This window comes from Gelidimonas denitrificans, from assembly GCF_055694065.1.
On sequence record NZ_CM146350.1, the window covers coordinates 1325887 to 1342724 of the forward strand.

Annotated in this window: 16 protein-coding genes; 11 read left to right on the forward strand and 5 right to left on the reverse strand. The window is 56.5% G+C overall.

Annotated elements, in window-relative coordinates:
• Window positions 1-31: 31 nt before the first annotated feature.
• Together FKCLFG_RS06270 and FKCLFG_RS06275 are read right to left on the reverse strand one after the other, a co-directional pair.
• Entirely contained in the window at window positions 32-514 is a 483-nt protein-coding gene (locus FKCLFG_RS06270; protein WP_472615360.1) for a CsgE family curli-type amyloid fiber assembly protein, read from the reverse strand.
• Between the two features lie 356 nt (window positions 515-870).
• Window positions 871-1101, reverse strand: a complete 231-nt coding sequence (locus FKCLFG_RS06275; RefSeq protein ID WP_472615361.1) for a hypothetical protein — start codon at window positions 1099-1101, stop codon at window positions 871-873.
• Between the two features lie 27 nt (window positions 1102-1128).
• Between FKCLFG_RS06275 and FKCLFG_RS06280 the strand changes: the two genes are divergently transcribed.
• From FKCLFG_RS06280 to FKCLFG_RS06330, 11 genes are all read left to right on the forward strand, one after another.
• Entirely contained in the window at window positions 1129-2160 is a 1032-nt protein-coding gene (locus FKCLFG_RS06280) for an adenosine deaminase (protein ID WP_472615362.1), read from the forward strand.
• Window positions 2161-2378: 218 nt separating this feature from the next.
• Window positions 2379-4880: an ABC transporter permease gene (locus tag FKCLFG_RS06285; protein ID WP_472615806.1), complete on the forward strand. Its 2502-nt coding sequence runs from the start codon at window positions 2379-2381 to the stop codon at window positions 4878-4880.
• A gap of 13 nt (window positions 4881-4893) precedes the next feature.
• Window positions 4894-5307: a group II truncated hemoglobin gene (locus FKCLFG_RS06290; protein WP_472615363.1), complete on the forward strand. Its 414-nt coding sequence runs from the start codon at window positions 4894-4896 to the stop codon at window positions 5305-5307.
• A gap of 66 nt (window positions 5308-5373) precedes the next feature.
• Window positions 5374-6804, forward strand: coding sequence for a DNA recombination protein RmuC (locus tag FKCLFG_RS06295; protein WP_472615364.1), 1431 nt, complete (start codon window positions 5374-5376; stop codon window positions 6802-6804).
• 352 nt (window positions 6805-7156) lie between these two features.
• On the forward strand, window positions 7157-7582 hold the full coding sequence (locus FKCLFG_RS06300; protein ID WP_472615365.1) for a c-type cytochrome: 426 nt from the start codon (window positions 7157-7159) through the stop codon (window positions 7580-7582).
• 40 nt (window positions 7583-7622) lie between these two features.
• Window positions 7623-9023 (forward strand): cbb3-type cytochrome c oxidase subunit I, encoded by a 1401-nt coding sequence (locus FKCLFG_RS06305; RefSeq protein ID WP_472615366.1) that lies wholly within the window; start codon window positions 7623-7625, stop codon window positions 9021-9023.
• 56 nt (window positions 9024-9079) lie between these two features.
• Complete coding sequence (locus tag FKCLFG_RS06310; protein ID WP_472615367.1) at window positions 9080-9670, forward strand: cytochrome c oxidase subunit 3 family protein; 591 nt, start codon at window positions 9080-9082, stop codon at window positions 9668-9670.
• A 19-nt stretch (window positions 9671-9689) separates the two neighbouring features.
• A complete protein-coding gene (locus FKCLFG_RS06315; protein WP_472615368.1) occupies window positions 9690-9944 on the forward strand; it encodes a cytochrome C oxidase subunit IV family protein in 255 nt (84 codons plus the stop codon).
• 20 nt (window positions 9945-9964) lie between these two features.
• Window positions 9965-10780: an AAA family ATPase gene (locus FKCLFG_RS06320; RefSeq protein ID WP_472615369.1), complete on the forward strand. Its 816-nt coding sequence runs from the start codon at window positions 9965-9967 to the stop codon at window positions 10778-10780.
• Window positions 10777-11799, forward strand: coding sequence for a 4Fe-4S binding protein (locus FKCLFG_RS06325; RefSeq protein ID WP_472615370.1), 1023 nt, complete (start codon window positions 10777-10779; stop codon window positions 11797-11799). The genes FKCLFG_RS06320 and FKCLFG_RS06325 overlap by 4 nt, the downstream gene beginning before the upstream one ends.
• A 4-nt stretch (window positions 11800-11803) precedes the next feature.
• A complete protein-coding gene (locus tag FKCLFG_RS06330) occupies window positions 11804-13645 on the forward strand; it encodes a nitric oxide reductase activation protein NorD (protein WP_472615371.1) in 1842 nt (613 codons plus the stop codon).
• Between the two features lie 167 nt (window positions 13646-13812).
• Here the strand turns inward: FKCLFG_RS06330 and moeA are convergent, their stop codons facing one another.
• From moeA to dapD, 3 genes are all read right to left on the reverse strand, one after another.
• Window positions 13813-15111, reverse strand: a complete 1299-nt coding sequence (gene moeA, locus FKCLFG_RS06335) for a molybdopterin molybdotransferase MoeA (RefSeq protein WP_472615372.1) — start codon at window positions 15109-15111, stop codon at window positions 13813-13815.
• A gap of 82 nt (window positions 15112-15193) precedes the next feature.
• Window positions 15194-15790, reverse strand: a complete 597-nt coding sequence (gene mobA / locus FKCLFG_RS06340; RefSeq protein ID WP_472615373.1) for a molybdenum cofactor guanylyltransferase MobA — start codon at window positions 15788-15790, stop codon at window positions 15194-15196.
• Window positions 15791-16000: 210 nt separating this feature from the next.
• Entirely contained in the window at window positions 16001-16828 is an 828-nt protein-coding gene (gene dapD / locus FKCLFG_RS06345) for a 2,3,4,5-tetrahydropyridine-2,6-dicarboxylate N-succinyltransferase (RefSeq protein ID WP_472615374.1), read from the reverse strand.
• Window positions 16829-16838: the final 10 nt, after the last annotated feature.

The following is a 16838-nucleotide window of genomic DNA, read 5'->3' on the forward strand; positions in this document are numbered from 1 at the left end:
TTCTCTCCCTATTCTCATATCTCTTATCGATTTACATTTCATCCGGGCCAATGTCCTGGTCACGAAAGAACAGGCGTTGCGTTTCTGTATCTACTACGTTCCTGTATGAAATCTCGACGGCCTGTTCGCTAATGGCTTTGATATTGCTGCGGTTTGCTGGCAGCATTGCTTCGAACACCATGTGATGCGCATATTCGACCGAGACCTTGTTGCCCCAGCGTGCAGAGGGGCGCTCGCGAATCGCGATGGCGTAGCGTTCGTTCAGTGGCTGGTCCCGCCACAATGTGACGAAATACTGATAGAAATCCTGGCCCGCCACAGTAATGGTCTGATCCGTGACAATGCCGCCGTACTGTTCCTGTAATGTTTCCCCGTTGATTTTCCTGTCGCTGGTTTCCAGTGCGTTTTTGGTGTCCGCCAGTTTGTCGTTGGTGGCTTCGTTTTGATCCGGCGCAGCAAACGCCAACGTCATCCATGTCATCAGTGCGGCTGCTACAGTTATCAGACGGGACATATCGATTCATTTCCTTCCTTCTTCTGGCTATTGCCATCACACTTTTGCCAACATCACGTTGCGATCGGAGTGGTGGACATCAAACACTGGAATCTCATTAAAGCAAGTACTTCCCTATGCTGCTGCCTTGCAATTAAAACAAATATTTCGTTAAAAATTTGTCATGTGTTCTTTATACAAGATTTTTTTATGCAATTTTTCAAGACGACAATATGTTTGTTTTATGTCAATAAAATTTCCTGAGTAAAATATTGTCAAGTGAAATTATTAAAGCTTCTGCGAGAGATTAATGACGCACGCCGGAAGGGGTGTAGGCGGGGCTAATGGTCGGCAGTAAATGCAATGCAGATGGAGTTTTACGCGGCTTTTAGAAGAAATCTGAGTCGTCCCGCTGCTGATATTTGTGTCGCTTTGCGCTCGCTGCGGCCGGATTTCAGCAAAACGGCAATGAAGTTTTTTACATCAATCAGATACAGGTGCGACATCACACGTCCCAATAACATGCCGGAAGCCGGGGTTTTACAATCGAGAGGTGCAGATAAGCCGCTTACTTTTTGCCGGTATGATGGCGCATTCAGTAATGCCAAAACACTTACGCCAATCGGAAAAACCTCATGATGAACAATACCTTGCGTAATATCGTGCAAAAGATGCCCAAGGCTGAATTGCATATCCACATTGAAGGATCGCTGGAGCCGGAACTGATTTTTGCGCTTGCCAAGCGTAATCAGATTGCGCTGGCGTATCTCTCGGTCGAGGCGTTACGCAGCGCCTATGCATTTACCGACCTGCAATCCTTCCTTGATATTTACTATGCAGGCGCCAGCGTATTGCAAACCGAGCAAGACTTTTATGACATGACAGCCGCTTATCTGGCGCGGGCGTGGGCTGACAATGTGCGCCACGCCGAGATTTTCTTCGATCCGCAAACCCACACTGCGCGCGGGGTGCCGATGGAGGTGGTGATCAACGGCATCCACCGCGCCTGTGCCGACGCGCAGCAACAGTTTGATATCAGTGCAAGTCTGATCCTGTGCTTCTTGCGCCACTTGTCCGAGGAAGACGCGTTCGAGACGCTGGAGCAGGCGTTGCCCTGGCGTGAAAAGTTCATCGGCATCGGTCTGGATTCCTCCGAGCGCGGTAATCCGCCGGAGAAATTTGCCCGCTTGTTCGCCCGCTGCAAGGAACTGGGCTTGCATCTGGTGGCGCACGCCGGCGAAGAAGGGCCGCCGGCCTACATCGAAACCGCGCTCGACGTGCTGAAGGTGGAGCGCATCGATCACGGCGTGCGCTGCCTGGAAGATGCTGCGTTGGCGCAGCGCCTGGCCAGGGACAAGGTGCCGCTGACGGTGTGTCCGTTATCCAACCTCAAGCTGCGCGTGGTTGACAACATGGCCGCGCATAACCTGCTGCAACTGCTGGAGGCGGGGCTGGTGGTAACCGTCAATTCGGACGATCCGGCGTATTTCGGCGGCACCATGAATGACAATTTCATCGCCATCTTTGAGGCACTGCCGCTGACGCTGCAGCATGCACAGCAACTGGCGCGCAACAGCTTTCAGGCCGCATTCCTGGATGACGCAACAAGGGCGCGTTATCTGGAAGAAGTGGATGTCTATTTCTGCGAGGCGGATTGGGGCGGATGAATTTTGTAGGGCGGGTGCAACCCGCGCTTTGCGTGCGATCAAAAATGTAGATTGCGACAACCCTATTTTATAGGGGGTATTTTTACTTCACGCACAGGTAATATGCGGCAAGTGCATCGTTTTTTTGCATACAAAGGCATGTATATAAATACTACAGCGGCGGGTCCCGGGCCGTTTCCCTTGCGTGCCCTGTTAATATTTGAAAGGCTGACGAATTGATTTTCAAACAATCCCTGCGCATGACGCTGCGCGATTGGCGTGCCGGCGAGTTGCGTTTTCTGCTGATTGCACTGGTGGTGGCCGTTGCCGCCTTGTCTTCGGTCGGCTTTTTTGTCGACCGCATGCGTACCGGGCTGGAGCGTGATGCGCTGCAATTGATCGGCGCCGATTTGCTGATCCGGGCCGATCAACCGATCGATGCGGCCTGGCGTGCCGAGGCGCAGCGGCGCGGCCTTAAATTGGCCGATACCGTAACTTTTCCCAGCATGGCAACGGCAGGGCTAGGGGAAGATTCCGTATCGCAGTTGGCCGCGCTCAAGGCGGTTTCAGCCGGCTATCCGCTGCGCGGCAGCATGAAGGTTTTTGATCAACTCGATGGGCCAGAAAACGTCACGCGCGCGATTCCGGCAGCCGGCACGGTGTGGGTCGATCCGGTGCTGCTGACCAGCTTGCACCTTGCGGTCGGTAGCCCGCTGAGATTGGGCGACAAAGTGTTTGAAATTGCCAAGCTGATTGCCGCCGAGCCGGATCGCGGCTCGGGCTTCATGAGTTTTTCGCCCCGCGTAATGATCGCCGCCACGGATTTGGCGGCAACCAATCTGGTGCAGCCCGGCTCGCGCGTGACCTATCGCTTGCAGGTGGCGGGCGAGCCGCTGGCGGTCAATGCCTTCCAAAGCTGGATACAGCAGCGCATCAAGACCGATGACCGCAAAGGCGTCTCGCTGGAGTCGCTGGAATCCGGTCGCCCCGAAATGCGTACCACGCTCGACCGCGCCGGTCAGTTCCTGTCGCTGGTCGGGCTGCTGTCGGCGATGCTGGCGGCAGTGGCAATCGCGATGGCGGCGCGGCGCTTCATGGTGCGCCATCTGGACGCCTGCGCGATGCTGCGCTGCCTGGGTTTGACCCAGAACGAAGTCACGCTGCTGTATCTGAATGAATTCCTGCTGATCGGCTTGGCCGGCAGTGTGCTGGGCGTACTGACCGGCTTTGCCGCCCATTTCGTGCTGCTGGAGTGGCTCGGGCAACTGGTATCGCAATCATTGCCGCCGGCGTCGATTTTGCCGGCGCTGCAGGGTATTGCCATCGGTTTGTTGTTGCTGGTCGGCTTTGCATTGCCGCCGATTCTGCAGCTGCGCAATGTGCCGCACAATCGCGTGATCCGGCGCGAACAGGAAGCGCCTAAACCGATGGCGCTGGCTACTTACGGCTTGGGCGGCGCGGTGTTTGTCGCACTGTTGCTGTGGCAGGCCGGGGATGCCAAGCTGGGTTTGATTACGGCAGCGGCATTTTTGCTCGGGCTTGCTGGCTTCGCCCTGATCGGCTGGCTCGCCCTGAAATCGCTGCGCAGCCTGCGCGGCGCCATCGATAGCCAAAGCTGGCGCTTCGCGGTGACTTCCCTGCAGCGCCGCCCCGCGGCCACCGTGGTGCAGATCGTCGCCCTCGCGCTGGGTTTGATGGCATTGCTGCTATTGACCGTAGTTCGCGGCGACTTGCTCGGCGCCTGGCGCAATGCGACGCCGCCGGATGCCCCGAATCATTTTGTGATTAACATTCAGCCTGAGCAGAAAGCGCTGATCGATGCCCGTTTCGCGCAGCAAGGCATCAAGGGCGCAACCCTGTATCCGATGATTCGCGGCCGGCTAATCGAAGTCAACGACAAAGCCATTGACGGCGCAGGTTTTGAGGATGAGCGCGCCAAACGATTGGTGGAGCGCGAATTCAATCTGTCCACCATGGTAGGCTTGCCGCCCTTGAACAAAATCGTCAGCGGGGGCTGGTACGACGACACCAAACCCGAAGCATCAGTCGAGCAAGGGCTGGCCAAGACCCTGAACCTGCAACTGGGCGACACGCTCGCTTTCGAGATCGCCGGCCAAAAAGTGGCAGCGCCGGTGACCAGCATCCGCAAGCTGGACTGGAGTTCGATGCGGGTCAATTTCTTTGTGATCCTGAACCCGAAGCTGATGGCTGATATGCCGCAGAGCTGGATAACCGCCTTTCATCTGCCGCCAGCGGCGAATAATTTCGTCAATGACTTGACGCGCGATTTCCCGAATCTGACGGTGGTCGATCTGGGCAGCGTGCTGCGGCAGATTCAGACGGTGCTGGATCAGGTGATTACTGCAGTCGAATTCTTGTTCCTGTTCACGCTGGCGTCCGGCGTGCTGGTGTTGTATGCGGCGCTGGTCGGCACCCAGGACCAGCGTATGCAAGAGTCCAGCCTGTTGCGCGCGTTGGGAGCGACGCGTAAGCAGTTATCGCGGGCGCAGTGGATTGAATTTTTGCTGGTCGGCAGTTTGGCCGGTTTGCTGGCTGCCAGCGGCGCGGCGGCAGTCGGCTGGGCGCTGGCTACCTTCGTGTTCGATTTCGAATGGAGCTTCAATCCGATAGTCTGGCTGGCCGGCATCTTCGTCGGCGCGCTCTGCGCCTTCATCGGCGGCTGGTTCGGACTGCGCAATGTGCTGAACCGGCCACCGCTGGAAACCTTGCGTGACGCTTGAGGAAATATCATCTATGACAACTGAAAAATCTCCTGCATCCTCCGCGTTCGAACTGATCGGCGGCGCTACCAAGTTGCGCGAATTGGTAGACCGTTTTTATGATCTGATGGAGCTGGAGCCGGAATTTTCCGGCATCCGCAAGCTGCATCCAATCCAGCTCGATGACACGCGCGACAAGCTGTACTGGTTTTTATCAGGCTGGATGGGCGGCCCAGATTTATACGTCGAGCGTATCGGCCATCCGCGTTTGCGCGCCCGCCATTTGCCGTTTCCGATTGCGTCAGACGAGCGCGACCAGTGGCTGCGCTGCATGGCGTGGGCGTTGCAAGACGGGGAAGTCGAGGAGGCGCTGCAATTGCGTCTGATGGAATCGTTCTATCAGACCGCTGACTGGATGCGCAACAAGGCAGAATGCCCGGTGCATTGAATTGGCATTTGTACAGTCCACACCTGCAGCATCATCCAGTTTTATTACATCTTTCAACTTCCACTCATGATCCAGATCGAACTCATCCTCTTGCTGCTGCTGGCCGCAGTCATCGTCATTTTGCAAATCGTCCTATTGTTGCGCGGGCGCGCAGCGGACATCGGGCCGGAGATCGCGCAACTGCAGCACAATTTACAACAACACCAGCAAAACACCAGCGAACGTACCGAGCGCGAATTGCGCACGCAGGTACAGCAAACCGCCCAGGGTACGCGGGAAGAATTGACGCATAATTTTGCGCAGTTCCACCAGACTTTCGCCACCCAGCTCACCAGCGTGGCTACGGTGCAGAATAAGCAGATCGACGCCTTCGGTCAGCAACTTGAGGCGATGCGCCAAGCCATGCTGTTGCAGGCGCAAGCCGGGCGCGAGGAGCAGTCCGGCTCGCTGCAGCGTTTCGGCGACACGATTCATCAGTCGCTGACGACCCTGACAGAATCCAACGCCCAGCGCATGGCCGAAGTGCGCGCCACGCTGGAAGCCAGGATCAAAGATTTGCAAGCCGATAACGCCGGCCGGCTGGAAGAGATGCGCAAGACGGTGGATGAAAAGCTGCACGCCACTTTGGAACAACGCCTGGGCGAATCTTTCAAGCTGGTGTCCGACCGTCTGGAAAAAGTGCATCAAGGGCTGGGCGAGATGCAAACGCTGGCCATCGGCGTGGGCGACTTGAAGCGCGTTCTGACCAACGTCAAGTCGCGCGGAACCTGGGGCGAAGTGCAACTAGGCATGCTGCTGGAGCAAATGCTGACCTCTGAGCAGTACGCCAAGAACGTGGAAACCATTCCCGGTACCGGCGCACGGGTTGAATTCGCCATCAAGCTGCCCGGCAATGACGACCGCGGCACGCCGGTCTGGATGCCGATCGATGCCAAGTTCCCGAAGGAGCAATACGAGCGTTTAAGCGAAGCCGCCGAGCGGGCCGATGCCGAAGGCGTGGCCACGGCCGGACGCGAGCTGGAGCGCGCGATACTGGGTGAAGCCAAGACCATCGCCGAGAAATATCTATCGCCGCCGCTGACCACCGACTTCGCGATCCTGTTTTTGCCGACCGAAGGTTTGTATGCCGAAGTCATGCGCCGTCCCGGTCTGGCCGATGCATTGCAACGCCTGCACCGCGTCACCATAGCCGGCCCCTCGACTTTGTCGGCATTGCTCAATAGTTTGCAAATGGGCTTTCGCACGCTGGCGCTGGAGAAGCGCTCGTCCGAAGTGTGGCAAGTATTGGGTGCGGTGAAGACTGAGTTTGGCAAGTTCGGCGAAGTTCTGGCCGCCACCAAAGCGACGCTGGAACGCGCAGCAAAAAATATCGAAAGCGCCGAAACCCGCACCCGCCAGATGACCCGCAAACTTAAGTCGGTAGAAGCCTTGCCGACCGATCTGGCGCAGCAATTATTGGCAGGCGAGAGCGATAACCTTTCAGCATCCGCAGAATAATTCGATCAAAAATTTCTTGATAGGTATCAATGGAGGATTACTTCTCCCACATTTACCATTGCGTGCGTGATACGGCCATTACCTGTCCGTGCCATGCCGCAAAATTTTGATTAAAAAAAGCTTCACAGCGATCGATGCATAGCTCAAACCTTGGCCTTACTGCGGGCATCAATAAATTAATCGCACTAAAAATTCATATACCTTGTTCGAAAAAATTTATTATTGAGCGCATTTAAAACATGTATTATGTGTACTTCTTAAAAAATCATGGCCAGACCAGCATTACGCTGCCACTACACAAACAACTGCAGACAAGTTTTTTTGCGGATTATAACGAAAGGAAGCACTTGACATGAGTTCAGCATTTACAAAATCGACTGCCAGAAATATTTTCTATGGCGGCTCGGTATTTTTCTTTTTGCTGTTTCTGGCATTAACCTTCGACACGATGACTACGTTGCCAAAACGTGATAATCGCGCAAATTTGACTGATTCTGCAGTACGCGGCAAGCATATATGGGAGACGCGCAACTGTATTGGCTGCCACACGCTATTGGGTGAAGGTGCGTATTTTGCACCGGAGCTGGGTAATGTGTATAAACGCCGCGGCCCTGAATTCATCAAGGCATGGATCAAGTCTCAGCCGACTGGTGCGCCAGGACGCCGACAAATGCCGAATTTTCATCTGACCGATGCGGAACTGGATGACATGACGAATTTTCTGAAATATACGTCAGAAATCAATACTAACAATTGGCCGCCGAATATCGAGGGTTGATTACGGTATCAAGACAAGATGAAGCAAGCGGAGAAAAATAATGCAATATAAATCACAGGCAGTCGCGAAGCCATATTTCATAGCGGCGATTGCTCTTTTCACAGGACAGATCCTTTTTGGTCTGGTCATGGGACTGCAGTATGTCATTGGGGATTTCCTGTTTCCGGCAATCCCGTTCAACGTGGCGCGGATGGTGCATACCAATCTGCTGATCGTCTGGTTGTTGTTCGGATTTATGGGATCTGCGTATTACCTGATTCCCGAAGAGTCCGAGCGAGAATTGCATAGCCCGAAACTGGCGATATTCATGTTTTGGGTGTTTCTTGCGGCCGGGGCGCTGACGGTTGTTGGTTATCTGGCGGTGCCGTACGCCACACTGGCCGAGATGACCGGTAACAATCTGCTGGCAACTATGGGACGTGAGTTCCTGGAGCAGCCGTTGCCGACCAAGGTCGGGATCGTGATCGTCGCCTTGGCGATGCTGTACAACCTGTCGATGACAATCCTGCGCGGTCGCAAGACCAGCATCAACCTGGTGATGATCGTTGGTTTGTGGGGGCTGGCGCTGTTCTTCCTGTTCTCGTTCTACAACCCAAGCAATCTGGTCCTGGACAAGTTCTTCTGGTGGTGGGTTGTTCATATGTGGGTGGAAGGCGTCTGGGAACTGATTCTCGGTGCGATGCTGGCCTTCGTGCTGATCAAGGTAACCGGGGTTGATCGTGAAGTCATCGAGAAGTGGCTGTATGTGATTATCGCGATGTCATTAATCTCGGGCATCATCGGTACCGGCCATCACTTCTACTGGATTGGCGCACCTGGATACTGGCAATGGTGGGGTGGCGTATTTTCTGCTCTGGAACCGATTCCATTCTTCATGATGACTTTATTCGCGTTCAATATGGTTAGCCGCCGACGTCGCGATCATCCAAACAAGGTTGCTGTGTTGTGGGCGTTGGGTACTGGTGTGACGGCATTCCTGGGCGCTGGCGTATGGGGCTTCCTGCACACGCTGGCTCCGGTGAATTTCTACACGCATGGCACCCAGCTTACTGCAGCGCATGGTCACTTATCTTTCTATGGCGCTTATGTGATGGTAGTTCTGACCATGATCAGTTATGCGATGCCGTTGATGCGCGGTCGCCTAGCCAACAGCCAACGTGCTCAGGCTGTGGAGAAATGGGCATTCTGGCTAATGACAGTGTCGATGGTATTCATCACCCTGTGCCTGACCGCCGCCGGCGTTATGCAGATAAAGCTGCAACGTATGGCAGATGTGCCAATGTCGTTTATGGCGGCACAGGACCAGATAACGCTGTTCTATTGGTTGCGTGAAATTTCTGGGGTGGTATTTTTGATCGGTCTGGTGCTGTATATCATCAGTTTCTTCATGAAGCCTGCCACTGTTACTGTCAAAGTCCCTGTAGGTGCAGTTGTAGCCTAAGCCTGAATCTCCGCCCGGGGCGGTGACTTGGCCCCGGGTGGTTCTGGATATTTATTTTGAACACGAGTGTACAAACCCTGCCACGCAAGATCGGCCGCGAATTATCAGGCGATCTTGCTATGTGGTTCTTCATATTTGCCGAACTGCTAGTGTTCGGCATCCTTTTTTTGGCTTACGCTTTTGCGCGTACCAGCGATGTTGCATTGTTCAATGCCTCCCAGTTGCAACTGGACCGGGTTAGCGGCGCAATCAATACTGTTTTACTGATCAGCAGCAGCTATTTCGTCGTCAGAGCCGTCGAGTGCATCCGGCATGACCAAGGCAAGAGCAGCGCGCGCTGGCTGGTCGCAGCCATAGTATTGGGCAGTTTTTTCGTGGTGCTCAAACTGTTCGAATTCGGCGCCAAGTACGAGGCCGGCATCACGATGTCGACCAATACCTTCTTTATGTTTTACCTGTTTCTTGCGTTTTTTCATTTCATGCACGTCATTCTCGGCATGGTGATTCTGGGTGCGGTTGCCCTCAAGGCGTGGCGCGGCGGTTACAGCGCGACTGACCATGCCGGGGCTGAAACCGGCGCCGCCTACTGGCACATGGTCGATCTGGTCTGGATCATATTGTTTCCGTTGATTTACGTATTGCACTGAATTTTTTACTGCATTAATTATGTCGAATATAAAAATAGCCACCTTTCAATGGGCCGCCTTGTTGCTGCTGACCGGAATTACTTTTAGCCTGTCCGAATCTGGCTTGTCCGGCCGCGCCATGATTATTCCCATATTGCTGGTTACCTTGCTCAAGGGCCGCCTCGTGATTGATCGCTTCATGGCGCTGCAAGGTGTGGCCGGTCCGTGGCGCTGGATCGTGCTGGGCTGGCTGGCGCTGGTGCTGGGTCTGATTGGCGTTGCCTTCAGCGCCTAAAAATTTAACCGGAGATGTAAATGAACGACAGGACTGCACCTGGCCTCTTGGCCAAGATTGCCATTCCGTTTTACCAGCCGGTCGGCAATGAGTGCACGTTGTTCGAATATGCATTTCAGAATCGCCTGCCGCTGCTGATCAAGGGCCCGACCGGCTGCGGCAAGACGCGTTTTGTCGCCCACATGGCTGCCAAACTGGCGCGCCCGCTGATTACGGTTGCCTGTCATGACGATCTGACCGCAGCCGATCTGGTTGGACGGCATCTGATTGGCGATGGTCAAACGATCTGGTCCGACGGCCCGCTCACCCGTGCAGTGCGCGAAGGCGGCATCTGTTATCTGGATGAAGTGGTCGAGGCGCGCAAGGACACCACGGTGGTGCTGCATCCATTGACCGATGACCGGCGCATTTTGCCGATCGAGCGTACCGGCGAAGAATTGCATGCGCCGGATGATTTCATGCTGGTGGTTTCGTACAATCCCGGCTACCAGAATTTGCTCAAAAGCCTGAAGCCATCGACGCGCCAGCGTTTTATCGCGATCAGCTTCGACTTTCCGCCGGCCGAGCTGGAGCAGCAGATTATTGTCAGCGAAACCGGCATCGATTCTTTACTGGCGCAACGTCTGGTGTCGCTGGTCGGGCATTTCCGGCAGTTGAAAGATCACGATCTGGAAGAGGCCGCCTCGACCCGTTTGCTGGTGTACGCAGCGACCCTGATCAAGACCGGTTGCGATCCGGTGACGGCTTGCGAAGCCGCGCTGATCGAGCCGCTGACCGATGACGCCGACACTGCTGCGGCTTTACTGGAAGTGGTCAAGGCAACTTTCGGACGATGAACGCCGCGCACCCCGCGGCCGGTCTGTCGGTGCAGCGTTGGCGTCAGTTTACGCAGGCCGGGTTTTTCATCCTGTTCATTCTGGCGCCGGTATTTGATATTTTTCGGCTGGACCTGAATCTCAAACATTTCATTCTGTTCGGCTTCAACTGGACGCTCGGGCTAGACGCCTTCGCTGCGGGGCGGATTTCATCAAATCAGGCGGCGGCCAATATCGTATTGCGCGGCTTCCTACCGCTGCTGGCGATTGGCGGCACGCTGATTTTCGTCAGCTGGAAGTGGGGCCGCCTGTACTGCGGCTGGCTCTGCCCCCATTTTTCAGTGGTCGAAACTATCAACCAAACCTTGCGGCGGGCCATCGGCAAGCAAAGCTTGTGGGACCGGGAACCGCTGCCAGCGCGCAATCCGGATGGCAGCGAAACGCGCAAAGATGCGATCTGGTGGTGCGCGGTGATACCGCTGGTGATTGGCTTTTCGATGCTGTGGGCAGTGGTTTTGCTGACGTATTTGCTGCCGCCATTCGAAATTTACGGCAATCTTTGGCATCGCACGCTCACCCGCAACCAGAGCATTTTTCTGATTGCCGGCAGCCTGGCCTTTTTTGTCGAATTCATGTTTGCGCGTCACCTGTTTTGCCGCTACGGTTGCGCTGTGGGCTTGTTTCAGAGTCTGGCGTGGATGGGCAACAAAAAAGCCATGGTGGTCGGTTTCGAACGCGCGCGTGGCAAGGATTGCGCCAGCTGTTATTCCGCCTGCGATCACGTATGCCCGATGCGGCTCAATCCCCGTAATGTGAAGCGCCTGATGTTTGCCTGCGTGCAGTGCGGCCAGTGCGTCGATGCCTGCGAACAAACCCAGACCGATAATCCGGGCGGCACGCTGCTGCACTGGGTGCACGAAGCCCGGGCCGAATCGGAGGCGGCATTGAATGGCAGCACCGCACGGGCGCGCACGATACAGATAACGCACTTGCGCGAAGCCCCCGCAAACTCCGATAGCCAGGAAGGCAAAGAAAGGTAAGTAAATGGAACAATTCATTGGCGGTCTGTGGGACAAGCTGATCACGCGCACCGCTTATCAGGGTTTTCCCAAAGCGCGGGTTGACCTGAAAGAAATCGAACGCATCGCACCGATTTTTTTCCGGGCGCTGGGCGGCGACGCCGGGCTGACAATCAGTGCCGGTACCGCCACCGCGCACGGCGCTAAACGCAAATGGCTGGAGCGGGTTGCCGGCATCGGCCAGAAAGTGGAATTGGCTTGGCTCGACGATGCCACCTTGTATCTGCCGGCCTGGATCGACACTTTTCCCGAACGCGCTCAAAACCGCGAGTTGTACCTGTGGTTGATCGCGTTGGCGGCCCATGATGTTGCGCCCGAAGCGGGCTGGATTGTGCGCAATCAAAAGGCGGTCCAAGCCACGTTGCAAGCGCTGCCCGGCATGCAGACGCGCTACCGAAATCTGTGCGATGCAGTAATTGCACAGCGCACAGACCCCGCTAGTTTGCCGCCGCTGGATGCGGCCGCAGAGGTGGCGATTCGGGCCGCCTTATCCCAGCCGGGTTCCATCGCAGACTTTACGCCCGGTAAAAATCCGCCGGCTCCGGTGCCGCTGTGGTTGCATCCGGAGCCGCCGGTGGCCTTGGGCGCGCAGCCTAAAGCGCAGCAGAACGCGCCGAAGCAGCCGGAAGGCAGCAAAGTCAGCACCGATGCCGAAGCGCGCAAACGCCGCGCCGAAGCGGTCGACATGCCGGAAAATGACAGCCCTTTCATGTTGATGTTTCGCGCCGAGAGCCTGTTTTCGTGGGCTGAATATGTGAAGGTCAACCGGCCGCTGGATGAGGATGAAAACGATAACGCTGCCAAGGCCGCCAACGATCTCGACTTTCTCAGCGTCGCCAACGACGGCAAGACCACGGCCAGCCGGATTCGTTTCGACCTCGATCTGCCGGCCGAATCGGATGACGATTTTGTGCTGGTGGACGGCATCCTGCTGCCGGAATGGCATTACCGCAAACAGCAATTGCAACCGGCCCATTGCCGCCTGCAAATGATGCTGGCCCGCGACGCCGAACCATGCCCGCTGCCGCTCGCCTTGCGCGCCACCGCACGACGTTTGCGCAACCAGTTCCAATCCTTGAACACGGCACCGGCCCGGCTCAAGGGCCAGGTTTCCGGCAGTGACCTCGATCTGGATGCCTGCGTGCGCTACGCGGCGGAAAAGGCCAGCGGCGCGCCGATTGCCGAGCCGGGGCTGTACATCGACAACCGCAAGCAGTTGCGCGATTTGTCTTGTTTGCTGCTGGCGGATCTGTCGCTATCGACCGATGCCTGGATCAATAATTCGGCGCGGGTGATCGACATCATTCGCGACAGTCTGATGCTGTTTGGCGAATCGCTGGCTGCCACCGGCGACCGTTTCGCGCTGTATGGCTTTTCTTCGGTGCGGCGTCAGAACATCCGTTTTCATTTGCTCAAAGGTTTTGACGAGCGCTACAACGACACCATTCGCGGCCGGCTGGCGGCCCTGAAACCCGGCTTTTATACCCGCATGGGAGCGGCAATCCGCCACTCCGCCGCGATTCTGTCAAAGCAGAAATCGACCCGTCGCCTGTTGTTGATTCTGACCGACGGTAAGCCCAACGATCTCGATAAATACGAAGGTCGCTATGGCATCGAAGACACGCGGGTGGCGATTCAGGAAGCACGTCGCCTCGGCCTGACGCCGTTTTGCGTGACCATCGATGAAAAAGCCGGCGATTATCTGCCGCATCTGTTTGGCGCCAACGGTTATGTCATGGTCAAAAACGCGGCTGAACTGCCGCAAGTGTTGCCGCGTTTGTATGTGCAATTGACTGGCGCGAACTGAATAAGAGATTTCCGAACCGAAGTGGTTTAGAGGTCTTTTGGCGCTGGCCGAATATTTGCCGATTATTCTAATAAAATATGGGGTATTTTTACTTACCGCATTATTTATATGCGGCAAGTGTGGTGTTTTTAGGCATACGTGCTGGTGTATATTTTTTCTAAAATCTGTTACAGCAAACCTTCGAACAGCAACACATCGACCGCATCTCCTGCCGCCACATTGCCTTGTTCATGATGCAGCACCACCATGCAATTGGCCTCTGACATCGAGCGCAGAATTCCGGAGCCCTGGCTGCCGGTGATGCGAACCTGCTGTTGCCCGCTGGCGTCGGTTGACAGAATGCCGCGCTGGTATTCGGTGCGGCCGGCTTTTTTGCGAATCGCCGATTGCGCACTGGCGCGCAGCAGCGGCAGCGCTGCTGCAGATAGGTTCGCTCCCATCATGTGCAGCAGCGCGTCGCGCACCAAAAAGTAGAACGTCACCATGACGGCGACCGGATTGCCGGGCAGGCCGAACAGGATCGCGCTTTTGCCGCCCGAATTGATGCGGCCGAAAGCCATCGGGCGGCCCGGGCGCATGCCGATTTTCCAGAATGTGACGTCGCCCAGCTGCGCCATTATTTGCTTAGTGTAGTCGGCCGCGCCGACCGAGACGCCGCCTGAGGTGATGACGGCGTCGGCGTTTTCGCACGCGTTGCGAAAGGCCGCTTCGAGCGCGGCCGGGTCATCCTTGACCACGCCCATGTCGATCAGGTCGCAGCCGAGCCGGGTCAGCATGCCAAACAGCGTGTAGCGGTTGCTGTCGTAGACGCAGCCTGCATCCAGCGGTTCGCCAATTGAGCGCAGTTCGTCGCCGGTGGAAAAGAACGCCACCCGCAGGCGGCGCTGCACCGGCGCTTCGGCAACCCCGAGCGAGGCCAGCAAGCCCAGATCGGCGGGACGCAGGATTTTTCCCATGCGCAGCGCGGCTTGTCCGGCCGCCAAGTCTTCGCCCTTCAGGCGGCGATTGTCGCCTGTTCTGACCACGCCGGCGGGCAGGGTGACGCTGTCTTGTGTTGCATTTTGGGTGAATTCCTGCGGCACCACGGTGTCGCAGCCGTCCGGCATCACGCCGCCGGTCATGATGCGCACGCATTCGCCGCTGCCAACCATGCCGTCGAATAGGCGGCCGGCGTAGGCGGCGCCGATCACGCGCAAGGCCAGGTCCGTATCGACAATCAGATCGCTGCCGCGCAACGCGTAGCCATCCATCGCCGAATTGTCATGCGCCGGCACATTGATGGACGACACGATGTCGGCCGCCAGCACGCGGTCCAGCGCAGCGCGGATCGCGACTTTTTCGATCGCATTTACCGGCTGGATGAAACTGCGGATGATCTGTTGCGCCTGCGCTACCGGCAACGCGTTGGGGTCGTAATCGGTCAGGCAGCTGACAACGTCGGACAGGGCTCGGTGGGTTTCGGTCATGGCAGGTAGCGAGAGGTAAAAGTAGGCGGAAAAAATAGGCGAATAGCTGACAACAGACCGCCTATTGTGAACGGAGGCCGGACTACAGGATTTCGAATTGGCGCAATTCTTCCAGCGTATTGATGTTGCGGAAGGCCGCTTCGTCCTCGAATTGCACTTCGACGGTTTTTAGATTGGCATACCAGCCATCGACCTTGCGACCGCCGCCTTGCAGATAATCGGTCAGTTGCGGCAGCAAGGATGTCTTCAACAGGCAAAACACCGGATGCGGCTGGCGCGTCGGACCTGCGCCGGTGGCCGCAACCGCCAGGTCGGCATCCGCGGCTTCCAGCGCGGCCGACAGGCGCGCCACCAGATCGGTCGGCAAAAACGGCGTATCGCAGGGAGCGGTGACCAGATAAGGCGTAGTGCAATGGTTCAGGCCAGTCTGCAGGCCGGCCAGCGGCCCGGCAAAAGAGCCGAATTCATCCGGCCATACCGGCACCCCGAAACTTTCATACGGCGCCAGGTTCTGGTTTGCATTAATCATCAGGTCACCCACTTGCGGCGACAGTCGCAGCATCACGTGCAGCGCCATCGGCGCATCGCGGAATGGTTGCAAGCCTTTATCCACATGGCCCATGCGAGAGCCGCGGCCGCCGGCCAGAATCAGGCCGGTGATGAATTCCTGGTTAATCATTGGAGTCCAATTTTGTAAGTTGACATGCATGACACGGTCATCCGCACTTTAGGGGGAAGGGTGGGTTTCATCCGCCTTACTGGTGACTAGAGTATATTTAACAAGCGCAATGAATATATGCGGGGAATTCCATGAAAATTGCCATACTACCTATTTTCCGTAGGGTGCGCATGGCGCACCCTACCACTGACGGAATCCGCCGCATTACCATCAAGCTTCGCGCAGCAATTCGTTGATGCCGGTCTTGGCCCGTGTTTTGGCGTCAACGCGCTTGACGATGACGGCGCAGTACAAGCTGTATTTGCCGTCGGCGGAAGGCAGGTTGCCTGACACCACAACCGAGCCGGCAGGAATGCGGCCATAAGTGACTTCGCCGGTGGCGCGGTCGTAAATCTTGGTCGACTGGCCGATATACACGCCCATCGAAATTACCGAGTTTTCCTCGACGATCACGCCTTCGACGATTTCCGAGCGGGCGCCGATGAAGCAGTTGTCTTCGATGATGGTCGGGTTGGCCTGCATCGGTTCCAGCACGCCGCCGATGCCGACGCCGCCGGACAGGTGAACGTTTTTGCCGATCTGGGCGCAGGAGCCGACGGTGGCCCAGGCATCGACCATCGTGCCTTCATCGACATAAGCGCCGATATTCACGAAAGACGGCATCAGCACCACATTCTTGCCCAGGAAGCAGCCGCGGCGCGCAACGGCCGGCGGCACCACGCGAAAGCCGCCTTTGGCGAAGTCGTCCGCGCTGTAGTTGGCGAATTTGGTCGGCACTTTATCGTAAAACTGCATGTGCGCACCGGATGGCATCGCAATATTTTCTTCCAGTCGGAACGACAGCAATACCGCTTTCTTGATCCACTGGTTGACGACCCATGCGCCGCTGTCTTTTTGCGCAACCCGCAGGCTGCCGTCGTTGAGTTGCTCGATGACGTGCGCAACGCCATCGCGGACCTCTGCCGGAGCTGATGATGGGGAGAAGTCGGCGCGATTTTCCCACGCGGCATCGATAATTTGCTGGAGTTGCTGGGTCATTGGATTGCTC